16 protein-coding genes are annotated in these 24,193 nt (G+C 68.8%); 7 read left to right on the forward strand and 9 right to left on the reverse strand.

What is annotated here, in order from left to right; all coding sequences use genetic code 11:
• Positions 1 to 347 precede the first annotated feature (347 nt).
• Entirely contained in the window at positions 348 to 1,508 is a 1,161-nt protein-coding gene (locus N7640_RS19550; RefSeq protein WP_279905310.1) for an LLM class flavin-dependent oxidoreductase, read from the reverse strand.
• 323 nt (positions 1,509 to 1,831) lie between these two features.
• Here N7640_RS19550 and N7640_RS19555 point away from each other — a divergent pair, with 323 nt between their 5' ends.
• The gene (locus N7640_RS19555) at positions 1,832 to 2,569 is read left to right on the forward strand and encodes a class II aldolase/adducin family protein (protein ID WP_279905309.1); all 738 of its coding nucleotides are present in this window, start codon (positions 1,832 to 1,834) and stop codon (positions 2,567 to 2,569) included.
• A 277-nt stretch (positions 2,570 to 2,846) separates the two neighbouring features.
• Here N7640_RS19555 and N7640_RS19560 read toward each other — a convergent pair whose 3' ends face one another.
• The 3 genes from N7640_RS19560 to N7640_RS19570 all read right to left on the reverse strand — a co-directional run bounded on the left by N7640_RS19560 (position 2,847) and on the right by N7640_RS19570 (position 6,746).
• Positions 2,847 to 5,186, reverse strand: coding sequence for a TonB-dependent siderophore receptor (locus tag N7640_RS19560; RefSeq protein WP_279905308.1), 2,340 nt, complete (start codon positions 5,184 to 5,186; stop codon positions 2,847 to 2,849).
• A gap of 127 nt (positions 5,187 to 5,313) precedes the next feature.
• Entirely contained in the window at positions 5,314 to 6,243 is a 930-nt protein-coding gene (locus N7640_RS19565; protein WP_279905307.1) for a FecR domain-containing protein, read from the reverse strand.
• Complete coding sequence (locus N7640_RS19570; RefSeq protein ID WP_279905306.1) at positions 6,240 to 6,746, reverse strand: sigma-70 family RNA polymerase sigma factor; 507 nt, start codon at positions 6,744 to 6,746, stop codon at positions 6,240 to 6,242. Before N7640_RS19570 ends, N7640_RS19565 begins: the two co-directional genes overlap by 4 nt.
• Positions 6,747 to 7,022: 276 nt before the next feature.
• Here N7640_RS19570 and N7640_RS19575 point away from each other — a divergent pair, with 276 nt between their 5' ends.
• Positions 7,023 to 9,275: a TonB-dependent siderophore receptor gene (locus tag N7640_RS19575; protein WP_279905305.1), complete on the forward strand. Its 2,253-nt coding sequence runs from the start codon at positions 7,023 to 7,025 to the stop codon at positions 9,273 to 9,275.
• Positions 9,276 to 9,357: 82 nt separating this feature from the next.
• On the opposite strand, the gene cueR is transcribed toward N7640_RS19575, so the two are convergent.
• The 3 genes from cueR to N7640_RS19590 form a co-directional block, all read right to left on the reverse strand.
• Positions 9,358 to 9,798: a Cu(I)-responsive transcriptional regulator gene (cueR, locus tag N7640_RS19580; RefSeq protein ID WP_279905303.1), complete on the reverse strand. Its 441-nt coding sequence runs from the start codon at positions 9,796 to 9,798 to the stop codon at positions 9,358 to 9,360.
• Positions 9,795 to 12,179 (reverse strand): heavy metal translocating P-type ATPase, encoded by a 2,385-nt coding sequence (locus tag N7640_RS19585; RefSeq protein ID WP_279905302.1) that lies wholly within the window; start codon positions 12,177 to 12,179, stop codon positions 9,795 to 9,797. The genes cueR and N7640_RS19585 overlap by 4 nt, the downstream gene beginning before the upstream one ends.
• A gap of 73 nt (positions 12,180 to 12,252) precedes the next feature.
• Positions 12,253 to 12,699, reverse strand: coding sequence for a hypothetical protein (locus N7640_RS19590; protein WP_262880188.1), 447 nt, complete (start codon positions 12,697 to 12,699; stop codon positions 12,253 to 12,255).
• Positions 12,700 to 12,828: 129 nt separating this feature from the next.
• Between N7640_RS19590 and N7640_RS19595 the strand changes: the two genes are divergently transcribed.
• Positions 12,829 to 13,026, forward strand: coding sequence for a cation transporter (locus N7640_RS19595; protein WP_279905300.1), 198 nt, complete (start codon positions 12,829 to 12,831; stop codon positions 13,024 to 13,026).
• A gap of 771 nt (positions 13,027 to 13,797) precedes the next feature.
• Here N7640_RS19595 and N7640_RS19600 read toward each other — a convergent pair.
• Positions 13,798 to 14,433, reverse strand: coding sequence for a TetR family transcriptional regulator (locus N7640_RS19600; protein WP_220811713.1), 636 nt, complete (start codon positions 14,431 to 14,433; stop codon positions 13,798 to 13,800).
• A 147-nt stretch (positions 14,434 to 14,580) separates the two neighbouring features.
• On the opposite strand from N7640_RS19600, the gene N7640_RS19605 reads away from it, so the two are divergent.
• From N7640_RS19605 to N7640_RS19615, 3 genes are all read left to right on the forward strand, one after another.
• Positions 14,581 to 15,735: an efflux RND transporter periplasmic adaptor subunit gene (locus N7640_RS19605; RefSeq protein ID WP_279905298.1), complete on the forward strand. Its 1,155-nt coding sequence runs from the start codon at positions 14,581 to 14,583 to the stop codon at positions 15,733 to 15,735.
• Between the two features lie 13 nt (positions 15,736 to 15,748).
• Entirely contained in the window at positions 15,749 to 18,880 is a 3,132-nt protein-coding gene (locus N7640_RS19610) for an efflux RND transporter permease subunit (protein ID WP_279905296.1), read from the forward strand.
• A 72-nt stretch (positions 18,881 to 18,952) separates the two neighbouring features.
• On the forward strand, positions 18,953 to 20,140 hold the full coding sequence (locus N7640_RS19615; protein WP_279905295.1) for a multidrug effflux MFS transporter: 1,188 nt from the start codon (positions 18,953 to 18,955) through the stop codon (positions 20,138 to 20,140).
• A gap of 60 nt (positions 20,141 to 20,200) precedes the next feature.
• Here the strand turns inward: N7640_RS19615 and N7640_RS19620 are convergent, their stop codons facing one another.
• Positions 20,201 to 20,389, reverse strand: a complete 189-nt coding sequence (locus N7640_RS19620) for a hypothetical protein (protein WP_220811719.1) — start codon at positions 20,387 to 20,389, stop codon at positions 20,201 to 20,203.
• Between the two features lie 320 nt (positions 20,390 to 20,709).
• Here N7640_RS19620 and N7640_RS19625 point away from each other — a divergent pair, with 320 nt between their 5' ends.
• Complete coding sequence (locus N7640_RS19625; protein ID WP_279905292.1) at positions 20,710 to 24,021, forward strand: IPTL-CTERM sorting domain-containing protein; 3,312 nt, start codon at positions 20,710 to 20,712, stop codon at positions 24,019 to 24,021.
• The last annotated feature ends 172 nt before the right edge of the window (positions 24,022 to 24,193 follow it).

A 24,193-nucleotide genomic window follows, 5' to 3' on the forward strand; every position in this document is an offset into this window, starting at 1 on the left:
TTGCAGACGCTGCAACTGCCCCGCGGAAGCGGCCTGCCACTGGATTCCCGCCTGCGCGGGAATGACGGCTTCGGAAGAAACTCCACCCCCTACATCGTCATCCCCGCGCAGGCGGGGAACCAGAAGGGGCCAGGGCACTAAGGCACCCAACGGGGGCATAGCCGCAAAAGGCCATGTCCCCGTTGAAGGCTGCATACCTTGTGGGAGCGGATTTATCCGCGAATGCCGCGCCAATCGGAATGCCGCCCAGCCATTCCTACAGAGGCAGGATTGCGCCACACGTAACGGCTACATGGCCCAAAAAAAGCCCCGCGCGGGGCGGGGCTTCGAGGTGGGCGCGCGGGCGCTCAGACCACCGCCCTCAGCCCCTCGCGGGCCTCGGCCGGCTGGCGCGCGTGGACCAGCGGCAACACCTCCTGGCCGATGCGCAGGGCCTCTTCCAGGTGCGGGTTGGCGGCCAGGATGAAGGTCGAGAAGCCGGCGTCGCGGTACTCGGCCAGGCGCTCGGCGACGTTCTCGTGGCTGCCGACCAGGCCGATGGTCGGCCCCGGCTTGGCCTTGCCGAAGCCGGCCCACAGGTTCGGCCCGATCACCAGGTCGTCGAAGCGCTCGCTGCCCTGGTGGTAGGCGGTCTGGCGCGCCGCGCCGACCGAGTCGGAGCCGGTGGCGAAGTGCTGGATGGCGGCGGCGGTCCGGGCGTCGATGCGCTCGTACTGGCGGCGCAGCTCGCTCCAGGCGGCCTCCTCGGTCTCGCGGGCGAACAGGTCGATGCGGATGCCGAAGCGCACGCTGCGGCCCTGCTTGTCTGCCAGCTCGCGCACGCGCTCGATGTGCGGCCGGAGCTTGTCGATCGGCTCGGCCCAGTTCAGGTACACGTCGGCGTGGCGCGCGGCCACGTCCAGCGCCGGGTCGGAGAAGCCGGAGAAGTACACCCCGGGCTTGCGTTCGTGGCGCAGGTTGGCCGGCAGCGAGCCGTTCTCCAGCTGGTAGATGTCGCCCTGGTAGCTGAACTGCTCGTTCTCCCAGAGGCCCTGGATGATGTCGAGGAACTCGCCGGTGCGCTGGTAGCGCTTGTCGTGTTCGAGGAAGTCGCCGTTGGCGCGCTGGCTGGCCGGGTTGCCGCCGGTGATGATGTTCCACTCCAGGCGGCCGCGGCTGAGGTTCTGCAGGATCGCCGCCTGCTGCGCGGCGTAGGCCGGCAGGGTCCAGGTGGCCTGGAAGGCGATCAGGAACTTGATCCGCCGGGTCTCGCGGGCCAGCGCCGCGGCGGCGATCCACGGCTCGGGGCCGGTGGGCAGCAGCGCGCCCTCGAAGCCGGCCAGCTCGGCGGCCTTGGCCACCTGGGCGACGTAGTCGATGTAGGTGAAGCCGTCCGGCTCGCCGTTGGGCAGGCGCCCGGGGGCGATGTTGCCGGGGCGGTGCCGGGCGACGCCGCGGTTGTTCTTGTCCGAGGCGATGTGCGGGCCGTCGCTGCCAAGCGGCAGGCGCCAGAAGAATTCGGTGCTCATGGGTCACTCCAGTGCGATGCGCAGATGGCCGCCGTGTGCGGCCCTGGCACGGACGGGTGCAACCGCTATGCCAGCGCCACGGCCCGCGCCGGCGCTGGGCTCGCGGCGGGCGCGCCGGCCCGGGTGCGTGCCCAGCAACACCCGGCCAGCAATCGCTGCTGACCGGGCAGCAGGGCTGCTTCTGGAGCAGCAGCGGGGTGCTCCTTCTTTTTGGTAATTCCTTTTCAATCAACGACTTGTGTCGCTGGCACAGGAACTGCTGAAGGCTCGGTAACGCCGGGGTAGGGCCCCGGACCGTTCACTGCTCAAGAAGGACAGATTCGATGACCAGCATCAGCCTCGATACCCAGCAACGCGCCTACGTCGACCAGGCCAAGCGCGACTTCGCCAAGGCCTACCGCGTGCTCAAGGACAGCCGCACGCTGACCGCCACCAACACTTACCAGGCTTACCTGCGCGTGCCGGACAGCGAACTGGTGGTGGCCCTGCACGCGCCGAGCCCGTGGGCCGACGACGAGGAAATCCGCGCGGTGGTCGCCAGCTACGACGGCGTGGTGGCCCTCGACGAGACCGTCGAAGGCACCTCGCCGCTCAGCGGCAGCAAGTCCGGCGGCAACGGCAAGCGCTACGCCGCGGTGTTCCAGAACCGCCCGGAGGTCAACGTGGTGATCCACGTGCACACCCCCTACCTCGGCGGCTGGGCCAGCGCCCACCGGGTACTGCCGATCCGCTACGCCGCGTCGCAGCGCGTGACCCTGGCCCGCGAGCTGCCGATCTACATCGACCGCCGCCAGCAGGAGGCGGATTTCATCGTCGAGAAGATCGCGGAGAACCCGCACACCCCGGCGATCCTCGAGGCCAACGGCGGCGCGACCTTCTGGGGGACCGGGATCATCCAGGCGTCGAAGCTGATCCTGCTGATCGAGGAGGGCGCCTACTTCCAGGGGCTGGCCGAGCTGTTCGGCGGCTCCCAGGAGTTCGGGCCGGGGGTACTGGAGCAGCAGTGGAAGATGACGGGGCTGTGGGCGCAGGGGCAGAAGTTGTTGGACGTGGCGGCCTGATCGGGGCTGGCTGTTGAAAAAGCCCTGACAGCTTCGGCAACTGCTGGCCGGCCTGGCAGGGCGGACGCCCGGCGAGTGCTGTGCCTGGCGATCCGGGCCGTCAGGCCCGGGGCCCCTTTGGCAGGCACCTGTCCGCGAATGGTGGCGGCTCCCAAGAAGCTGGCCCTGGCTGCATGCGCAAATACCTGACCATGCTCATGACCTGCTCCGGACTGGGAGAAGACAATCGACTCCTGCAGGCCTTAGGCACATTCGCAACGCTTGACCTGGATGCCGCTCAGAGCTTCCAGCGCAGGGTGAGGGTGGTGCTGCGCGGTTCGCCGAGGTAGGTCTGGCGGGTCGGGCCGATGCGGTCGTAGTAGTACTTGTCGAACAGGTTGTTGACCGTCAGGGTGCCGTCCAGGTGGCGGTTCAGGCGGTAGCCGAGCTGCAGGCTGGCGAGGGTGTAGCCGGGCTGCTTCCAGCGCAAGCTGCCCACTTCGTAGGAGCTCTCGCTGACCCGTTTGAGGCCGCCGCCGAGGCTGGCGCCGTCCAGCCAGCCGTCGCCGAAGCGGTACTTGGTCCAGAGGTTGAAGTTGTGCCGGGGGAATCCGGTGGAGTACGGCTGGCCCTTGAGGGCGTCGTCGGCCTCGATGTACTCGGTGCGGGTGTAGGCGTAGCCGGTGGTCAGCTCCCAGCGCTCGGTAAGGCTGCCGCTGATCTCGGCTTCCAGGCCCTCGCTCTCCACCTCGCCGGCGGCGATGGAGGCGAACGGGTCGTCCGGGTCCTGCATGGCCTGGTTCTTGTCGCGGATGTGGAACAGCGCGAAGTGGCTGTTCAGGCGGCCGTCGAAGTACTCGCCCTTGATGCCGATCTCGTACTGCTGGCCCTCCCTCGGTTCGAGGAAGCGGTCGTCGCGGTCGCGGGCGGTCTGCGGCAGGTAGATGGTGCTGTAGCTGGCGTAGAGCGACAGGTGTTCGTCGAGGTCGTAGATCAGGCCGCCGTAGGGCACCACCTGGCCGCTCTCGGTCTGCTCGCTGTGTGCGTCATGATCCTCGGTGCGCCAGTCGCTGACCCGCGCGCCCAGCACCAGGGTCAGCGGGTCGAGCAGGCGGTAGCGCAACTGGCCGTAGATCGACGCCTGGCTCTGCTCCACGTCGGGTACGTCACCCAGCGGCAGGTCCGGCTTGGGGATGTGCACGTCGGGATCGAAGATGTTCTGGTTGGTGGCGAACATGCCGTAGGTCGAGCGGTTGTAGGCGGAGCCGCCGCTGTAGCGCTGCCAGCTGGCGCCGAGCAGCAGGTTGTGCTCGCGGCCCAGCGCCTCGAAGGGGGTGGAGACGAAGCCGTCCAGGTTGATGTCGCGCTCGTCGCTGCGGATGGCGATGGGCACCATGCGCACCTCGCCGCTGGCGGGGTCGATGAAGGAGCTGCTCCAGCCGTTGTTCTCGCCGTCGCTCTCGCGGTCCAGCAGGCTGACCGTCAGCTTGGCCTGGCCGCCGTTGGCCAGGCGGTGGTCCAGCTCGGTGAGGTAGAAGGTCAGGTGCTCGGTCTTGTTGTTCCAGTCCGCGCCGATGAAGGTGTTGCGGTCCAGGCGCGCCAGGGTGCCGTCGACGTAGCTGGACAGGCCGTAGAAGGGGTTGGACTTGCCGTCCTGGCGGACCAGCATGGCGGACAGGGTGGTGCTGTCGTCCAGGTCGAACTCCAGCGTGCCGTAGCTGACGTTCTTGCGCCACCACACGTAGTCGGTGAACGCCTGGCTGTCCTCGTAGGCGTTGACGAAGCGACCGCGCAGGCGGCCGTCCTCGCTGAGCGGGCCGGTGACGTCGATCTCGCTGCGGTAGCGGTCCCAGGAGCCGGCGGAGAGGCTGCCGCCCAGGGCGAACTCGCCGAGGGCGCGCTTGCGCGCCAGGTTGACCGTGCCGCCCGGCTCGCCGGCGCCCTGCAGCAGGCCGGCCGGGCCGCGCCAGACCTCGATGCGGTCGAAGATCGCCAGGTCGAGGAAGCCGCTGCTCCAGGAGCCCTGGCCGGCGCGCACCGGCACGCCGTCGAGCTGGTAGCTGTCGAGGTCGTAGCCGCGGGCCTCGATGTTGTCGGTGCCGGTGCCGTAGCTGGTGGTCTTCATGCCGGTGGTGTAGCGCATCGCCTCGCCGAGCGTGGTCAGGTTCTGGTCGTCCATGCGCTGGCGGGTGACCACGCTGACCGACTGCGGCGTTTCGCGCAGCGACTGTTCGCCCTTGCCCAGGGTGAGGCGGCCGGTGGTGTAGGAGCCGGTGCCCTCGGTGCTGGTGCCGAGGGCGCGGCCGCTGATGTTGGTGGCGCCCAGTTCGACCGCGTCCGACGGCTGGCTGATCACCAGGGTGTTGCCGCTCTGCTGGTAGCGCAGCCCGCTGCCGGCGAGCAGGTGGCCCAGCGCCGCGAGCGGTTCGAGCTGGCCGCGCAGCGCCGGGGCGGTCCGGCCGCTGGTCAGGCTGCTGTCGACCGCGATGGTCAGGCCGGCGGCCTCGCCGAGCTGGCGCAGGGACAGGGCCAGCGGCTGGGCCGGCAGGTCGAGGTCGACCGGCGCGGCGTGGACCTGGGCGGCAATGGACAGCGCCATGGCGGCGACCAGGTGGCGCATGGGGTATGCAGTGGGCATGGATTTCCCTTCTGTGAGGTTTGGCAGATGCACCCCTGACGCGCAGGCTCGGGAAATACCTGATGTCGCTGTCGCGAATCGTTCGCGGCACCGACGAACGGTCGTCCGCTGCCGAAGCGGCAGCGGTTCAGCGCGGGTGCAGCAGGGTGGCCCTGGCCTGGTGTTCCAGGCGCACCGGCGCGATCGCCGGCAGCGCGTCGAGGAAGTCCTCCACCTCGCCCAGCTGGACCACCGCGTCGATGCGCGGACCGCCGCCGCCGACCACCCGCACCGGCTGCTGGCGGTAGCGCGACAGGCTGGCGGCGATCTCGGCGAGGTCGGCCTGCTCGAACACCAGCCGTCCCGCCTGGAAGGCGAAGGCATTGTCCGCCGGCAGCGACAGCCGGTGCAGCTCGCCCTCCGCGTCCACTTCCACCACCTCGCCGGCGCGCAGCTGCAGGTTCTGGCCGGGCGCGGTCAGGCTGTCGACCCGGACCAGGCCGTGGTCCACGCTGACGCGCAGGCGGTCGCGCAAGCGGTCGACGGCGAAGCGGGTGCCGAGCACGGTGACCCGCGCCACCCCGCCATCGACGACGAAGGGTCGGTCTGGATTGCGCTCGACCTCGAACACCGCCTCGCCGCGCTGCAGGGCCACGTGCCGTTGGTGCTCGTCGTATTTCACGTGCAGTCGGGTGTCGGCGTTGAGGCTCACGGCGCTGCCGTCGCGTAGGCGTTCCTGGCGCTGTTCGGCGATGCCGGTCTGCAGGGCCAGGTCCTGAGGCCCCTGGCGATACAGGTGCAGGCCGGCGAAGCCCGCCAGCACCAGCAGCGCGCCGCACAGGGTGCCGCGCAGCAGATGGCGGCGGCGCGTGGTGCGGCGCCGCTCCATGGCGTCGGCCAGCGCCTCGCTGCCGCGTGGCGAGGACAGCTCGCCCCACAGCTCGGCGAAGGCCTGGTACTCGGCGGCGTGCTCGGGGCTGGCCGCCAGCCAGCGCTCGAAACGCGCGCGCTGGCGCGCGTCGCCCTCGCTGTGCAGGCGGACGAACCAGCGGGCGGCCTCCTCGCGCACGCCGCTCACGGCTGCAGCAGCTCGCGGGCCGCGCGCAGGTCGAGCAGGGCGCGCATCATGTGGCGCTCCACCATGTTCAGGCTGATGCCCAGCTGCTCGGCGATCTCGCGCTGGCCGCAACCCTCGATGCGGGCCAGCCAGAACACCTCGCGGCAGCGCGGCGGCAGGCAGTCGAGGATGCGCTGCAGGGCCTGCAAGCGCCGCTGCAGGTCGAGCAGGTGCTCGGGCGACGGCATGCAGGCGTCGCCGATGGCTTCGAGGGCGTCGAGGTCATCGTCCGGCAGCGGGCCGTAGCGGTTCTCCTTGCGGAAATGATCGACCAGCACCGAGCGCGCGACGCGCCTCAGGTAGGCGTCGGGCTGGGCGATGGGCTGCTGGTGCTGGGCCAGAGCGAAGCGCAGCAGGGCGTCGTGCAGCACGTCGTAGGCGCGCTGCACGCAGCGGGTCTGCCGGCTGAGGCTGAGCAGCAGGTCGCCGTAGGCCCAGCGCAGGTCGATGCCGAGCCAGTTCATTCGGCCGATCCCGGCGGTGAGAGGGTGTCGAGAGGATGGCGGCGGATCGGCACGGCACGGGGCTCGGAGGCGGTGATGGCGGAAAGGATAAGGGCGGCATCAATCGAACGTAAATAAGAAATATTTTTATTTGAGATGGCGCCAGGCGCTCCTCGCCGACCCATTCCGGCGATCGCCGGCGTTTACGTTCTTTACGGCCCCTCTTTCGCTACATGATGTTTGGAATTACCATGATAATTATTCTCATAAACAACATGCAGTCATTCGGAGCATCCCATGTCCCTTCTCGTTACCCGGCGTCAGCAGGGCGCTGTAGGTGAGCGCTCGTCCGTGTCCATTCGCCCGCTGGCCCTGGCCGTGCACATGCTGGCGATCGGCATCGCCATGCCTTCCCTGGCCCAGGCGGCGGAAACCGCCGAGCAGGCCGAGGACGGCGTCACCCTCGCGCCGCTGTCCATCACCGACACCGCCACCCGGGAACGCAACGCCGTCACCGAGGACACCCAGTCCTACACCACCGAGGCGGCGCGCACCGCCACCCCGTTGAGCATGTCCCTGCGCGAGACGCCGCAGTCGGTCAGCGTGGTCACCCAGCAGCGCATGCGTGATCAGGACATGCAGACCATCACCGATGTGGTGAACAACACCACCGGTATCTCGATGAACCGCTATGAAACCAGCCGCGGCCAGATCAACGCCCGTGGTTTCCAGCTCAACTCGCTGATGATCGATGGCGTCTCCACTATCTGGGAGCAGCCGTGGAGTTCCGGCGAAATCTTCAGCAGCCTGTCCATGTACGATCGCGTCGAAGTGGTGCGCGGCGCCAATGGCTTGATGACAGGCGCCGGCGATCCTTCCGCGTCGCTCAACATGGTGCGCAAGCGCGCCAGCAGTCGGGAGCTGAAGGGCTCGGTGGCGCTGAGCGCCGGCACCTGGGACACCTACGGCACCCTGGGCGACCTGTCCCTGGCCCTGAACGAGGCCGGCACCGTGCGTGCCCGCCTGGTCGGCGAGTACAACGAAGGCGACAGCTGGATCGACCTGCACTCCAACGAACGCCAGTCCTTCTACGGCACCATGGACATCGACCTGACGCCCGACACCACCCTGTGGTTCGGTGCGAGCAATCAGGAGAACAAATCGGATTCTCCCGCCTGGGGCGGGCTGCCGCTCTGGTACTCCGATGGCCGCGACACCGACTGGAGCCGTTCCAAGACCCTGTCCGCCGACTGGAGCAAGTGGGACACCAGCTACGAGACCTATTTCGCCAACCTCGAGCACACCTTCGCCAACGACTGGCATGCCAAGGCCGGTTACACCCGTGGCAAGCGCGAGGCCGACTCTTATCTGGTCTACCCGTACGGCTTCCCGAATCCGGTGACCGGAGCGCTGGAGCTGCCGGGGCCGATGGCGCCGTTCGCGGGCTTCAACGCCGGCTCGTACAAGACCGAGACCACTCAGGATGACTACTACCTGCAGGTCGGCGGCCCTGTGGAACTGTTCGGCCGCAGCCATGAAGTGGCGCTCGGCTACTCCCACAGCGAGCAGGACTTCGACGCCGATACCCGGGGCTACATCCCGCTCGGCAACTACGACTTCATCCACTACCAGGGCGCTATTCCCGAGCCGGACTGGCAGCCCCTGAGCGATTCCGATGCCAGCGAGACGACCCAAGAAGGACTGTACGTCGCCACCCGCCTGAACCTGACCGACGACCTCAAGGTGATCCTCGGCGCGCGGAACAGCAACTACGAGAAAGAGCAGGGCAACTCCAAGATCGACGTGGACAACGAAGTGACCCCCTATGCGGGCATCGTCTACGACCTCACCGAGAACCTTTCCGCCTACGCCAGCTACACCGAGATATTCCTGCCGCAGTCGGTGCGCGACGCCGACAAGAAGATGCTCGATCCCATCGTCGGCGAAAGCTACGAGACCGGCCTGAAGGCCGAGTTCCTCGATGGCCGTCTGAACGCATCCGCCGCCATCTTCCAGATCAAGCAGGACAACCTGGGCAAGAGCACCGGCTCTCTGATCGATCCTACCGATGCCTCTCAGGGATACGCCTACGAGGCGACCGAGGGGGCGACCAGCAAGGGCTTCGAGCTGGAAGTTTCCGGCGAACTGGCACCTGGCTGGAATCTCTCGGCGGGCTATACCCAGTTCGATGTCGAGGACGCCGACGGCAACGAAGTCAACACGCTGTATCCGACCAAGCTGCTGCGTACCTTCACCACCTATCGCCTGCCGGGCGTGCTCAACAAGCTGACCATCGGTGGCGGTGTGAACTGGCAGGACTCCATCTACACCTACGCCAGTGGTGCGACTGGCGCCACCGAGAAGGTCGAGCAGGACGCCTACGCCCTGGTCAACCTGATGGCGCGCTACGAGATCACCGAGAACCTCACGGCTCAACTGAACGCCAACAACGTGACCGACGAGAAGTACTTCGATGTCTTCGACGCCTACGGTGCCCTGACCTACGGTGCGCCGCGCAGCTTTACCGCATCGGCGAAGTACAGCTTCTGAGGTATCTGAAGCGAGGCGTGCATCGCCTCGGGTGAAAGGAACGCCGGCCCTCGTGGCCGGCGTTCTGCTTTCCGGCAGTCCGTCACCTGGCGCAGTGCTTTCCCGGGCCGCCGCAGTCGTGCCCGCCCGCCGGACTGCCCGACTCCAGATCCCGCAGGATCGGGCAGTCCGGCCGGTCGTCGCCCTGGCAGTGGCCGACCAGTTCGCCCAGGGTGTCGCGCAGGGCGGTTAGTTCCCCGATCTTGCGGTTCAGCTCGTCCATGTGGGCCAGGGCCAGCGCCTTGACGTCGGCGCTGGCGCGCTCGCGGTCCTGCCAGAGCGCCAGCAGCCTGCCGACTTCCTCCAGGGAGAAGCCCAGGTCGCGGGAGCGCTTGATGAAGGCCAGCACGTGCAGGTCCTGCGGGCCGTACAGGCGGTAGCCGCTCTCGCTGCGCCCGGCCGGTCGGAGCAGGCCGATGGATTCGTAGTAGCGGATCATCTTGGCGCTGAGTCCGCTGTGCTTCGCTGCCTGGCCGATGTTCACGGGCGTTTCTCTCCTTCCGGTTTCCAGGTGTTGAGCAGCAGCGCGTTGCTGACCACGCTGACGCTGGACAGTGCCATGGCGGCGCCGGCCAGCATCGGGTTGAGCAGGCCGAAGGCGGCCAGCGGGATGCCCACCAGGTTGTAGACGAAGGCCCAGAACAGGTTCTGCCGGATCTTGCTCCAGGTACGCCGGCTGATGGCCAGCGCCGCCGGCACCAGGCGTGGGTCGCCGCGCATCAGGGTGATGCCGGCGGCGTGCATGGCCACGTCGGTGCCGCCGCCCATGGCGATGCCGACGTCGGCGGCGGCCAGGGCCGGGGCGTCGTTGATGCCGTCGCCGACCATGGCCACGGTGGCGCCGCCTCGCTTCAGGTCGGCGACGTGGGCGGCCTTGTCCGCCGGCAGCACCTGGGCGTGGACCCGGTCGATGCCCAGGGCGCGGCCCACGGCGCCGGCGCTGCCGGCGTTGTCGCCGCTGATCAGGTGGCTCTCGATGCCGCGCTCGCGCAGCGCGGCGATGGCCTCGGCCGCGCCTTCCTTGAGGCTGTCGCCGAAGGCCAGCAGGCCCAGCACCGCGGGCGGCTCACTTTGCTCGATCAGCCAGGACAGGGTGCGGCCCTCGGCCTCCCAGGCGCCGGCCTGCTGTTGCAGGTCGCTGGCCAGCGCCAGTTCGTCGAACAGGCGCTGGTTGCCCAGCGCCAGGGTGCGGCCTTCCACGTCGCCACGGATGCCGCGTCCCGGCAGCGCCTGGCTGGTGGCCAGCGCCGGCAGGTGGATGTCCCGCTCGCCCGCCGCGTCGAGCACGGCGCGCGCCAGCGGGTGCTCGCTGCCCTGCTGCAAGGCGCCGGCCAGGCGCAGCAGTTCGTTCTCCTCGATGCCGGCGGCGGCCAGGTGGACGACGCGCGGCTGGCCGGAGGTGAGGGTGCCGGTCTTGTCGAACGCCACCACCGAGACCCTGTGCGCCAGCTCCAGCGCCTCGGCGTCCTTGATCAGGATGCCGTGGCGCGCGGCTACGCCGGTGCCGGCCATGATCGCCGCCGGGGTCGCCAGGCCGAGGGCGCAGGGGCAGGCGATCACCAGCACCGCCACGGCGTTGATCAGCGCCTGCTCCACCCCGGCGCCGGCCAGCAGCCAGCCGCCGAGGGTGAGCAGGGCGATCACCAGCACGGCGGGGACGAACACGCCGCTGACCCGGTCCACCAGTTTCTGGATCGGCGCCTTGGCCGCCTGGGCGTCTTCCACCAGGCGGATGATCCGCGCCAGCACGGTCTCGCCGCCGAGTGCCGTGGTGCGCACCACCAGCCGGCCTTCGCCGTTGATCGCGCCGCCGGTGACCCTGTCGCCCGGCGCCTTGGCGACCGGCAGGCTCTCGCCGCTGATCAGCGCCTCGTCGGCCTGGCTGCGGCCCTCGCTGACCTCGCCGTCCACCGGGAAGCGTTCGCCGGGGCGCACCACTACGAGGTCGCCGAGGCGCAGCGCAGCCAGGGCCACCTGTTCCTCGCGGCCGTCCGCCAGGCGGGTGGCGTGTTCCGGGCGCAGCGCCTCCAGCGCGCGGATGGCGGCGCTGGTCTGGCGCTTGGCGCGGCTCTCCAGGTACTTGCCCAGCAGCACCAGGGCGATGACCACGGCCGAGGCCTCGAAATACAGGTGCGGCGCGTGGTGGCCCGCAGTGGCCCAGAGGTAGAGGCTGAGGCCGTAGCCGGCGCTGGTGCCCAGGGCCACCAGCAGGTCCATGTTGCCGGTGCCGGCGCGCACCGCCTTCCAGGCCGCCTTGTAGAAGCGCGCGCCGAGGACGAACTGCACCGGTGTGGCCAGCAGGAACTGCACCCAGGGCGGCAGCATCCAGTGCAGCCCGGCCCACTCGGCGAACATCGGCAGCACCAGCGGCACGGCCAGCAGCAGCGCTAGGACCACCGCCAGGCGCTCGCGGCGCAGCGCGGCCTGTGGATCGGTGCGGGGGGCGGCGTCCAGCAGGCTGGCGGAGTAGCCGGCCTGTTCCACCGCGGCGATCAGCACGGCCGGGTCGGTGCCTTCCAGCAGTTCGACACGGGCGCGCTCGCTGGCCAGGTTGACGCTGGCGCCGCGCACGCCGGGCACCTTGCCCAGGGCGCGCTCGACGCGACCGACGCAACTGGCGCAGGTCATGCCGCCGATGGCCAGCTCCAGGCTGCCGAGCGGCACCTCGTAGCCGGCCTGTTGCACGGCATCCAGCAACGCGCCCAGCTGGCCGGCGCCGGCCTCGACGTGGGCGCGTTCGCTGGCCAGGTTGACGCTGGCGGCGCTCACGCCGGGCACCTTGTTCAGGGCGCGCTCGACGCGGCCGGCGCAGCTGGCGCAGGTCATGCCGCGGATGGGAAGGTCGAAGGTCTGGGCTGTGCTCATGGGGCGGCTCCACTGGATTCGCCCCTAGAATCAACCTTGCCACCTGGGCAAGGTCAAGCGCCGGCTTGTCGCATCAGTAGTTGAGCGGCGCCGGGATCAGGCGCAGACCCGCGGGTTCCATGGCGATGCGGTACTTGGTCACTTCGCCGGCGTTGATGCGCAGGGTCTGGCTGTGCAGCTGCTCGAAGCGCGGCTGGCAATGGCCGCCGCCGAGCTGGCCGAGGCGGACCAGCACGTTGCCCGGCGGCAGGTTGAGGGTGACCGACTGGCCCTGGTACAGGCGGGCGGCCAGGTTGCCCTGCAGGTACAGGCCGATGTCGCAGGGGGTGGAGACTTCCAGGCGCTCGCGGGAGACGGTGAGCACGCCGTAGTCGATGGGCGCGCCCAGGGTCATGGGCGCCAGCGGCACGGCGGCGGGCATCGCCGGTGGCGGGGCCGGCACGGCCGGCGATTCGGGGGGCGCCTGGTCGGCCAGGGCCGGCAGGGCGAGCAGCGCGAACAGGATGGGGAGCGGACGCATGGCAAACCTCCAGAAACTGAAGTCCAGCTTGGTCCAGCCGGCCCGTGACGACAAGTCGCAAGCCTTGACCTTGCCACGATGGCAAGCTCGACACTGAGCGCGTCAGTCAAACCTAACGAGGAAAACGCCATGCAGATTCTGAAAGTGTCGGGCATGACCTGCGGCCACTGCGTCCGTGCCATCACCCAGGCGATCCACGCCGGCGACCCGGCCGCCGAGGTGCAGGTGGACCTGGGCGCGGGCGAGGTGCGGGTGGCCAGCCGCCTGAGTCTGGAGCAGGTGCTGGCGGCGATCCGCGAGGAAGGCTACGCCGCCGAACCGGCCTAGAGGGACTGTTGGCGTTTCGGCTCGACCGCGCCAGTTTTTGTGCGGAGCGAGACGCGAAATTTGGCTGCCCCAATGAGCCGTTGAACAGCGGCGTTCCGTGTAAGAAAGCTATGTCTCCGTTGCGTGTTGCAGACGCTACCGCTGCCCTGCGGAAACGGCCTGCCCGCAATATCAATAGGACCCCGTAGGGTGGGTTAGGCCACAGGCCGTAACCCACCAGTGCAATCGACTACGGCACCGTCGGTTGGGTTACGTCGGCAAGCGGCTAACCCGACCTACGCGTTGCGCAGGCAAGCCCCTCTATCTGGACGCTGCAGCTGCCTGCCCCTGGATTCCCGCCTGCGCGGGAATGACGGTTTCGGAAGAAATTGGAAATTCCACCCTTACCTCGTCATCCCCGCGCAGGCGGGGATCCAGAAGGGGTCAGGGCACTACAACATCTAACGGGGACATAGCCCAAAAAGGCCGTCACTTCGGGTTAAGCGTCAAATAGCCCCCCTCCGTCGTTGCAGGACTTGGCAAGGGAACACCATTCCCTGCCGTCCTACGTCTAGCGGAGCACCTCCGGCCTGGCGCGATTGGGCGCTGCGCCGAAGCGTCGATAGACCCTGGGGATGGCCTGAAATAGTCGTAACTCCCGCGCAGGCGGGGCAGCAGCTGTATCGCTGAACAGCGCTCTCGCTGGCCCGAAGGGGAATAATCCGGAGACCTCGCGGCGCCTGGACTCTCGCCTGTGCGGGCGTGACGGTGAGGCGCTTTTTCAGCGTTTCCCTAGCGTTCGGCGGGCGGCGCCCAGTCGCGCAGCAGGCCGCGCAGCTGGGCATCGATCAGCGGTGCGGTGTCGCGCAGCGGGTCAAACAGCCCGGGGTCGCGGGTCCAGTCGCTGAACAGGCCGACCAGCAGGCCGTGGATTGCCCGCGACGCCAGGTGTGGGGTGACGCCAGGCTGCAGGCGCTCGCGGCACCCGGGGCGGGCGAACAGGCTTTCCACCAGTTCGATGAACAGGCTGACGAAGGCGTTGTGGCGCTGCTCGGCCTCGCGCAACTCGTCGGTGAACTCGCAGCGGTGCAGCAGGATGGTGAAGATGCGCCGCTTCTGCTCGTCGGTGGCCATGCTGGCCACCGCCTCGATGCACAGGTCGCGCAGCGACAGCAGCGGATCGACGCCGCCGTCGCCGCTCAGGCGCTCGGCCATCTGCTCTGGCGGCAGGCGCACCTCGCTGAGCATTTCGTGGAACAGATGCGCCTTGTTCTGGAAGTGCCAGTACACCGCCCCGCGCGTCACCCCGGCGGCGCGGGCGATCTGGTCCAGTGTGCTGTGGGCCACCCCTTTCTCCAGGAACAACTGCTCGGCCGCGGCCAGGATGGCGGCGCGTGTCTGTTCGGCTTGCTCTTTGGTTCTGCGCATGGCGGGCTGGAGGAATCGGGCTAGGCTCTGTTCTGGAGAGTGCACAGTGTAACGGCTTCGGGGCTGTCGTCGTTGCTTACAGACGCACATGTATGTAAATGCCATGGCAGCCAACAGGCCATTGCCCAAGACGTCACGGAGATGACCATGCCTGCGAGCCCGTTTCCCTTCGTCCTGAAAATGCTGCTGCTCGGCGCGGCGTTCAGCCCGTTGCTGCAGGCGGCCGAGCAGGGCGAGCAGCAGATGCCGCCGCCGGAGGTGGTGGTGGAGGTGGCCAGGACCGAGTCGGTGCCGCTGGAGCTGGAGTACGCGGCGCGCACCGCCGGCTACCGCGAGGTGCAGGTGCGTGCCCAGGTCAGTGGCATCCTCCAGGAGCGCACCTACCAGGAGGGCAGCCAGGTCAAGCGTGGCCAGGTGCTGTTCCGCATCGACCCGCGCCCCTACCAGGCCGCGCTGTCGCGGGCCAAGGGCGCGCTGGCGCAGGAGCAGGCGCGCTACCGGCAGACCGAGCGCGACCTCAAGCGCATCCGCGAACTGCAGAAGAAGGGCTTCGCCAGCGAGAGCGAACTGGACAACGCGGTCTCCAACTTCGAGCAGAGCAAGGCCAACATCGAGGCCGCCAGGGCCGAGGTGCAGGCCCGCCAGATCGATCTCGACTACACCACCGTCGAAGCGCCCATCTCCGGCATCACCAGCAAGGAGACGGTGTCCGAGGGTAGCCTGATGGTGGCGGGCGATCCCAACGCCAGCCTGCTGACCCAGATCACCCAGCTCGACCCGCTCTACGTCAACTTCGCCGCCCCGGACCGCGAGGTGGAGCGGGTGCGCAGCGGCCTGGCCGCCGGCACCCTGAAGCTGGAGGGCGAGCACATGCGGGTGGAACTGAAGTTCGGCGACGGCTCGACCTACCCGACCGAGGGCCGCGTCGACTTCACCGACAGCCTGGTCGACCGCGGCACCGGCACCGTCAGCGTCCGCGCGGTGGTGCCCAACCCGGAGCAGAGCCTGCTGCCCGGCCAGTTCGTGCGGGTGGTGGTCAAGGGGCTCAGCAAGCCCGAGGCGATCACCGTGCCCGAGCGGGCGATCTCCCAGGGGCCCAGCGGCACTTTCGTCTACATCGTGGACGAGCAGGGCACGGCGCGGGCGCGCCCAGTGACCACCTCGCAGACCGCCGGCGGCCGCTGGGCGGTGGACAGCGGGGTGAGCGCCGGCGACCGGGTGATCGTCGAGGGCCTGCCCAAGGTCCGCCCGAACGCGCCGGTGAAGGTGGTCGACAAGCCCGCCACGACTGCCGCGCAGTAGAGGAGCGAGCGCCGTGATCTCGAAGTTCTTCATTGATCGGCCGGTGTTCGCCACCGTCATTTCCGTGGTCATCATCCTGGCCGGCCTGGCGGCGATGAAGGCCCTGCCCATCGCCCAGTACCCGCAGATCCTGCCGCCCCAGGTGTCGGTGTCGGCCAGCTACCCGGGCGCCAGCGCCCAGGTCATCGCCGAGACCGTGGCGGCGCCGCTGGAGCAGCAGATCAACGGCGTCGAGGGCATGATCTACCAGCTGTCCAACTCGGCGGCCAGCGGCGCCATGAGCCTGTCGGTGTACTTCGAGGTGGGACGCGACCCGGACCAGGCCACCATCGACGTCAACAACCGGGTGCAGGCCGCCCTGGCCAAGCTGCCGGAGGAGGTGCGCCGGCAGGGCGTGAAGGTGGAGAAGAAGTCCTCGGACATCCTCCAGGTGGTCGCCCTGTACTCGCCGGACGACTCCAAGGACCCGGTGTTCATCTCCAACTACGCGCTGATCAACGTCATCGACGAACTCAAGCGCCTGCCCGGCGTCGGCGACGTCAGCCAGTTCGGCTCCAAGGACTACTCCATGCGCATCTGGCTGCGGCCGGACAAGCTGGCCCAGTACGACCTGACGCCGACCGACGTGGTCAACGCCATCCGCGAGCAGAACTCCCAGTTCGCCGCCGGCAGCTTCGGCCAGCAGCCGCTGCAGACGCCCCAGGACTTCACCTACACGGTGACCACCCAGGGCCGCTTCAAGGACCCGAAGGAATTCGAGAGCGTGATCCTGCGCTCCGACGCCACCGGCGCCAGCCTGCTGCTGCGCGACGTGGCGCGCATCGAGCTGGGCGCCCAGGACTATTCCCTGGTGACCTCGCTCAACGGCCAGCAGAACGCCGCGTTCGGCGTCTACCTGCAGCCCGGCGCCAACGCCCTGGACACCGCCGAGGCGGTGCGCAGCGCGATGGAGCGGCTGGCCAAGCGCTTCCCCGAGGGCATCGCCTACAAGATTCCCTACGACACCACCAAGTTCGTCGAGGTCTCCATCGAGGAGGTGATCCACACCTTCTTCGAGGCTCTGGTGCTGGTGGTGCTGGTGGTGTTCATCTTCCTGCAGAACTGGCGCGCCACGCTGATCCCGGTGCTGGCGATCCCGGTGTCGCTGGTCGGTACCTTCGCCGGCATGTACCTGCTGGGCTTCTCGATCAACCTGCTGACCCTGTTCGGCATGGTGCTGGCGATCGGCATCGTGGTGGACGACGCCATCGTGGTGATCGAGAACGTCGAACGGGTGATGCGCACCAAGAAGCTCGGCGCCCGCGAGGCGGCCATCGAGGCGATGGAGGAAGTGACCGGGCCGATCATCGCCATCGTGCTGGTGCTGTGCGCGGTGTTCGTGCCGGTGGGCTTCCTTGGCGGCCTGGCCGGGGAGATGTACAAGCAGTTCGCGATCACCATCGCGGTGTCGGTGGTGATCTCCGGCATCGTCGCGCTGACCCTGTCGCCGGCGCTCTGCGCCCTGCTGCTGAAGGACGAGCACCGCGAGCCGGCCGCGCCGTTCCGCGTCTTCAACCGCTTCTTCGAGCGCATGACCGAGGGCTACGGCGCCGGCGTGGCGTTCTTCCTGCGGCGCTCGCTGATCGGCCTGCTGCTGTTCGGCGGGATGATCGCGCTGATCGTCGTGCTGTTCGGCCGGGTGCCCGGCTCGTTGGTGCCGGACGAGGACCAGGGCTATGTGATCAACGCCTACTTCCTGCCGCCGGCGGCCTCGGTCAACCGCACCGACGCGCTGACCCACGACTTCACCGAGCAGCTGATGCAGCACCCGGCGGTGCAGGACGTGGTCACCTTCGCCGGCTTCGACGTGCTGACCTTCGGCCTGCGCAGCAACGCGGGCGTCTCCTTCGTGCCGCTCAAGGACTGGTCCGAGCGCACCACGGACGAGACCGACGCGCGCAACCTGACCCGCACCTTCATGGGCATGGGGCTGAAGGAGAAGGACGGCGTGGTGATGAGCTTCAACCCGCCGCCGATCACCGGCATGAGCACCACCGGCGGTTTCGAGGGCTACATCCAGGACCGCGCCGGCGGCAGCGTCGAGCAGTTGCAGGAGAAGGTCCAGGCCTTCCTCGGCGCCGCCCAGAAGCGCCCCGAGCTGGCCGGCGTGCAGAGCACCTTCAGCGCCAACGTGCCGCAGTACTACATCGATCTCGACCGCACCAAGGCGCGCGCCCTGGGGGTGTCGATCAGCGACGTGTTCACCGCCATGCAGTCCACCTTCGGCAGCTACTACGTCAACGACTTCACCCTGTACGGCCGCACCTGGCAGGTCAGCCTGCAGTCGGAGTCGGAGTTCCGCCGCAAGCCCGAGGACCTGTCCCAGGTCTACGTGCGCGCCAGCGGCGGCGACTTGGTGCCGCTGACCAGCCTGATCAAGGTGCGGCGCATCCTCGGCCCGGACACCTTCGCCCGCTTCAACGTCTACCCCGCGGCCAAGATCCTCGGTGGCCCGGCTCCGGGCTACAGCTCCGGCCAGGCCCTGGCCGCCATGCAGGAGGTGGCCAACGAGGTGCTCGGCAGTGAGTACACCCTGGGCTGGATCGGCTCGGCCTACCAGGAGCTGGCGACCCAGGGCTCGGGCAGCGTCGCCTTCGTGTTCGGCCTGATCATGGTGTTCCTGATCCTGGCCGCCCAGTACGAGCGCTGGACCCTGCCGCTGGCGGTGGTCACCGCCGTGCCCTTCGCGGTGTTCGGCGCGATCCTGGCGGTGTGGCTGCGCGGCATCCAGAACGACGTCTACTTCCAGGTCGGCCTGCTCACCCTGATCGGCCTGGCGGCGAAGAACGCCATCCTCATCGTCGAGTTCGCCGTGCTCCTGCGCGCCGAAGGCAAGGGCATCTTCGACGCCGCCTTCGAGGCGGCCAAGTTGCGCTTCCGCCCGATCGTGATGACCTCGCTGGCCTTCATCCTCGGCGTGCTGCCACTGGCGATCAGCTCCGGCGCCGGCTCGGCCAGCCGCCACTCGATCGGCACCGGCGTCATCGGCGGCATGCTCGCCGCGACGGTGCTGGCGACATTCATGATCCCGATGTTCTATTTACTGGTGGAGTCCCTGGGCGAGAAACTGGGTCGCAGGAAGAAGGTGGCGGCGGAGCCGCACTGACCTGACCAGAGACTGGCCTGTATGATCTCAAGGCGCCCCTCGGGGCGCCTTTCGTTTTCCGGTGGACAATCAATGAGCTTTCGCATCCTGCTGATCCTCGGCACCCTCAGCGCCTTCGGGCCCATGGCAATCGACTTCTACCTGCCTAGCTTCCCGACCCTGGCCCTGGTCTTCGGCACCGATGTCGAGCATGTGCAGTTGTCCCTGGCCTCGTATTTCGCCGGCACCGCCCTGGGCCAGCTGGTCTACGGCCCGCTGGCCGACCGCTATGGCCGGCGCTGGCCGCTGCTGGCCGGGCTGGTGCTGTTCACCCTGGCGTCGCTGGCCTGCGCGCTGGCGCAGAGCCTGGAGTGGCTGATCGTGGCGCGCTTCGTCCAGGCCCTCGGCGGCTGCGCCGGGATGGTCATCTCGCGGGCGGTGGTGCGCGACCTGTGCGACCCGCTGGCTTCGGCCAAGGTGTTCTCCAAGCTGATGCTGGTGATGGGCGTGGCGCCCATCCTCGCGCCCCTGGGCGGCGGGCTGCTGCTGCAGCTGTTCGGCTGGCAGTCGATCTTCCTCGGTCTGGTGCTGTTCAGCGCGCTGTGCCTGGTGGCCGTGCTGCTGTGGCTGCCGGAGACCCGCCCGCAGAGCCTGCCGCCGCAACCGCTGACGGGGGCGCTGGGGCGCTATCTGGTGCTGCTGCGCGACCGCCTGCTGGTGGGCTACGGGCTGACCGGCGGGGTGGCCATGGCGGGCATGTTCGCCTACATCTCCGGCTCGCCCTTCGTCTTCATCGACCTCTACGGCGTGCCCGCCGAGCACTACGGCTGGTTGTTCGGCGCCAACGCCGCCGGCTTCATCCTCACCGCCCAGCTCAACGGCTGGATGCTGCGCCACCACGGGCCCGGCTACTGGCTCAAGCGCACGGTCTGGGTCTATTGCGCCGCGACCCTGGCGCTGCTCGCTGTGGCCATGACCAAGCCGGAGCAGCTGTGGCCGCTGCTGGTGCCGCTGTTCATCAGCACCGCCAGCCTCTCCTGTGTGTTGCCTAACGCCACCGCCTGCGCCATGGCGGGGCAGGGCGCCCACGCCGGCAGCGCCTCGGCGCTGATCGGCTCGCTGCAGTTCACCGTGGCGGCGGTGGCTTCGGGGCTGGTGGGCGCGCTGCACGACGGCAGCGCCAGGCCCATGGCCCTGGTCATCGCCGTGTGCGGGGTGATCACGCTGGTCCTGGCGCTGTTCAGCGCGAGCCATGCCAAGCGCCAGTCGCTGGAGTTCTGAAAGAGCGCCTGGTCAGGGTCGCTTAGTCAGGGACGCCTGGTCGAGAGCGGGCAGCTGCCGCTAACCGGCCGTTCGCACCTCGGGTGCCGCGCGCCAGGGCAGCGGATGCGGCGCGCGGAGCCGCTTCTGCAGCACGCTGACGAAATCGCGCGCCTCGCTCTCGCTGCGGAAGCTCACGCCCTGCTGGTCCAGGCACACCTGCCAGCGGGCACCTTCGGCGGTCATCACCTGGCGAATCAGGATGTTCATCGCAGGTCTCCACGAAAAGGGTGAAGCTGCAGTGTAGACCTGCGGTTTCGCTTTTCCCTGACCTGGATCAAGCGCCCGACTGATGGTCGATGCGCGTCCGAGCCGTTCCGGCGCGGGCTCAGGCTGCCCTCTTTCCTCTCGGAAAACCGATACCGGCTGGGCATTTTTTCCGCCCGCTGGAGCCTTTCTTCCCCTCCGGCAAAGGAGTTGTCCGTTCAGACAAAATTGCCCGAAGACCGCCCCTGTCAGGATGCGAAGGCTAGGAGTGCCATAAGCACAGCCATGCCCGCACAACTATATAAAGCCAGGGGAAACTGCCAATGATCCGTCCAACCCTAAAACCGCCGTCCCGTTCCTGGGCGGAGTGCTCAAGGGGGAGGGCGCTGCAGCTCTCCCTGGCGGCCTGTCTCGTCACCGGCCTGCTCGGCGCGGGCCACGCGGGCGCCGTGGGGAGCCGCAGCCTGTATCCGCAGGGCTACCTGTCCGGAGAGTCCGGTTACGATGCGGTGCTCAATGCCAACGCCGGGCGCGCCCTGATGAATTTCTCGGGCAATACGTACGGCGGCGTCATTCGCGCACGCACCTTCATCTACGTCTACGCCCAGGCGGGCGAGCGCATCCTGCTGGGGCGCGACAGTAACGGCACCGCCACCGTCTACACGCCGGATACCGACTTCGGACCCAAGGGCAACGAGGCACCTACCGGCGGCACAGCCACCAACTGCGCGATTTCCTCCGGTACCGGGCGGATCAACACCCGCGCGGCCGAGCTGGCCGGTCCCGGCACGGCGGCGGGCGTGACCACGGGCAGCCAGTACGTACCCTGCGTCTATCAGGTCACCCAGAGCGGTATCCACGGTGTACTGATGGAGGCGGGCGGCACCCAGCTCGACCGCTGGGAGGTCACGGTACGCGCCAGCGACACCAGCACGGCCGACCTGCCGGGCCGCGTCTTCACCTATGCCTTCGCGGCCCAGACCGGCGGCAACAACAACGATCCGAGCACCGGCACGCCGCGCCGGTTGTACTCGACCTTCCACTACGTCACCCAGGACGGCTACCGCTACCGGCAGCAGATGAAGGGCCTCGACCCCAACGCCTTCGCCATCTATGCCAACGCCCGCGGCTTCCTCGATGCGGACGAGCCGCTCTACAAGAACGTGCGCGGCAGCAACGACTATCTCGCCAGCATCGATGCCGGTGTGACGCTGGAGGCACCCGCCTACCCGATCTTCTTCGAGGACATTTCCGGCACCCAGGCGGACGACACGCTGACGGAGCTGGGCATCCCGCTGGTTCCGCCGGAGCCGATGATCGACAACGTCGCCTTCAGCTACCCGCCGGGTGGTACCTCGCACAGCTACGTGGGCCGCGGCGGCGTCATCAGCTTCGACGCCACCGACGTGATGAGCTACCAGATCGTGATCAGCGCGGGCGGCGACTACGACGTGGCCAACCCGCTGAACCGCGTGCTCGAAGGCTCGGCCGTGGCGGGGCGCAACGAAGTGCTGTGGGACGGCCTGGCCAACAACGGCTCGCCGGTGCCGGCCAACGCCGGCGGCACCCCGTACAACTTCCAGGTGGTCGGCCGCAACGGCGAGGCGCACTTCCCGCTGCTGGACGCGGAGAAGAACTTCAACGGCGGCCCCGTCATCACCCAGCTCAACGGCCTGGGTAGCGGCAGTACCACCATCTATTACGACGATCGCGCCTACAAGACCCGCGCCGGGGTGGAGGTGGGCACCATCGCCGCCGACGGCACGCCCGAGCACCTGTGTGGCGGCACGCTGAGCAGCCGCCATGTCACCACGCCCGTCGAGGCGCTGAACGGTGTCGACAGTGCCTCCACCGCCGGCTTCGGCGCCACCTCGAACGGTGCGCCGCGCTATCCCCGCTACTGGGGTGGAAACGGCTCGAACGGCAGCAGCACCTGCAGCCTCACGACCGAATTCGCCGACAAGCTGGGCCTGGACCTCTGGGTCTTGCAGAAGTCCGATCCCGAGCAGCCGTCCATGGGCATCCTGATCTACTCCAGCGCCGACGTGACCACCCGCGTGTCCGCGCCGAGCAGCGTCGCGCCGGGTGCGACCGTGGTCGCGCAGATCGAGTTCGGCAACGTCGGTTCCTCCACGGCCACCGGGGTGAGCTACGGCGCCAACCTGCCGACCGGCCTCTCGGGCGTCAGCTGCTCCGGCGCCACCTGCAGCTACAACCCGGCCACCGGCGCAGTGACCATCTCCGGCCTGCCGCCCACCCTGACCTCCGGGCAGTGGGTGCCGCCGGTGACGCTCAGCTATACCGCGCCGGCCTCCGGCAGCACGCTGCTGCAATCCTCCATCGCCACTACCAGCCCGCAGGAGCCCAACCCGGGCCACGCGCCCGACAGCGCCAGCGCGCCCACCGCAGCCGGTGGCGGCGCCAGCGTCGCCGACGTGATGGCCAGCGTCTCTGCGCCCGTCCAGGCGGTGGCCGGGCAGACGGTGAGCGTGCCGGTGAGCTTCCGCAACTTCGGTCCGCTGGATGCCGTCGATGTCGCCTACGTGGTGCAGCTGCCCGCCGGGACTGCCGGTGTGAGCTGCGGCGCCCCGGCGACCTGCGGCACGCCCGACGCCTCCGGGCAGATGGTGGTGACCTTCCCGTCCGGCACCACGCTGGTCGCGGGGCAGGAACAGTCCTTCGTGCTGACCTACACCGCGCCTTCCGTGGGCAGCACCGTGCCGGTCTCGGCCCGGGTCACGACCACCACGGACGAGGGCGGCAGCACCGCCAACAACAACGCCAGCGGCATGACCACGGTGATCGATTCCGGCTCCGCCCTGGCGGACGTGACCGTCAGCATCTCGCCGCCGGCCAGCGCCGTCGCCGGGCAGACGGTGAACGTGCCGGTGGTGTTCGAGAACAAAGGCCCGAACGAGGCCAACGGCGTGAGCTACACGGTGAGCATCCCGCCCGGCCTGACCGACGTCACCTGTGCGCCGGCGGTCTGTTCGGCATCCGGAGGCACTATCACCTGGAGCGGCCCGGCGACCCTGGGCAACGGCCAGCGCTTCAACGCCAGCTTCAGCTACACGGCGCCGTCCACCGGCCCGGTGAACCACACCGCGACCATCGGCACCTCCTCCTCGGAGAGCAATGCCGGCAACAACACGGCCACGGCGTCCACCAGCATCACCGCGCCGGACATGCGCGTCGACCTCGGCGGCCTCACGCCACCGGCGGAGGGCGTGCCCTACAACGGCAGCTTCACCTGCAGCAACATCGGCTCGTCGCCCGCGGTGGACAACACCCTCTGCTCGGTGACCGGACTGCCGCCCAGCCTCAGCCAGGGCGCCTGCACCCTCGCGCCCGGCGGCGCGCCGTGGAATGCCGGCGACGCCGTACCGGTGGGCGGCGTGGTGACCTGTGCGGTGACCGGCACCCCGGGCGCACCCAGCGGCCCGACCACGGTGACCGGCAATACCGACACCGATGACGATGCCGACCCGAGCAACAACCAGGCGACCGTCAGTCTCACCGTGCGCTCGACGGCGGCGGCCCCGACCCTGTCGGGCTGGGCGCTGATCCTGCTGTCGGGCCTGCTCGCCCTGATCGGCCATCGCACCCGCCGCCAGGGTGGCGGCTTGGCCCGCTAAGCCCATGTGAAAACGCCGTGGGGATTTCCCCGCGGCGCACGATTCGATCCCCGTCCGGTTCGCCGGCGGGGATTTTTTATAGCTACGTGTTGCATGTGGCCACAGGAACCAAGTTCGCGCAGCAGCAGAAAAGAACCATCAGGCAACTCGGAGCTCGAGTCCCCGTCAGGAG

This window comes from Pseudomonas sp. GD04015 (genome assembly GCF_029837675.1).
Classification (GTDB): domain Bacteria; phylum Pseudomonadota; class Gammaproteobacteria; order Pseudomonadales; family Pseudomonadaceae; genus Aquipseudomonas; species Aquipseudomonas paralcaligenes.

Bases quoted from the DNA above. Each gene is read 5' to 3' on its own strand.
- N7640_RS19550 (WP_279905310.1), bottom strand. From the start codon at position 1,508: ATGAGCACCGAATTCTTCTGGCGCCTGCCGCTTGGCAGCGACGGCCCG.
- N7640_RS19555 (WP_279905309.1), top strand. From the start codon at position 1,832: ATGACCAGCATCAGCCTCGATACCCAGCAACGCGCCTACGTCGACCAG.
- N7640_RS19560 (WP_279905308.1), bottom strand. From the start codon at position 5,186: ATGCCCACTGCATACCCCATGCGCCACCTGGTCGCCGCCATGGCGCTG.
- N7640_RS19570 (WP_279905306.1), bottom strand. From the start codon at position 6,746: ATGAACTGGCTCGGCATCGACCTGCGCTGGGCCTACGGCGACCTGCTG.
- N7640_RS19575 (WP_279905305.1), top strand. From the start codon at position 7,023: ATGTCCCTTCTCGTTACCCGGCGTCAGCAGGGCGCTGTAGGTGAGCGC.
- N7640_RS19585 (WP_279905302.1), bottom strand. From the start codon at position 12,179: ATGAGCACAGCCCAGACCTTCGACCTTCCCATCCGCGGCATGACCTGC.
- N7640_RS19590 (WP_262880188.1), bottom strand. From the start codon at position 12,699: ATGCGTCCGCTCCCCATCCTGTTCGCGCTGCTCGCCCTGCCGGCCCTG.
- N7640_RS19595 (WP_279905300.1), top strand. From the start codon at position 12,829: ATGCAGATTCTGAAAGTGTCGGGCATGACCTGCGGCCACTGCGTCCGT.
- N7640_RS19600 (WP_220811713.1), bottom strand. From the start codon at position 14,433: ATGCGCAGAACCAAAGAGCAAGCCGAACAGACACGCGCCGCCATCCTG.
- N7640_RS19605 (WP_279905298.1), top strand. From the start codon at position 14,581: ATGCCTGCGAGCCCGTTTCCCTTCGTCCTGAAAATGCTGCTGCTCGGC.
- N7640_RS19615 (WP_279905295.1), top strand. From the start codon at position 18,953: ATGAGCTTTCGCATCCTGCTGATCCTCGGCACCCTCAGCGCCTTCGGG.
- N7640_RS19620 (WP_220811719.1), bottom strand. From the start codon at position 20,389: ATGAACATCCTGATTCGCCAGGTGATGACCGCCGAAGGTGCCCGCTGG.
- N7640_RS19625 (WP_279905292.1), top strand. From the start codon at position 20,710: ATGATCCGTCCAACCCTAAAACCGCCGTCCCGTTCCTGGGCGGAGTGC.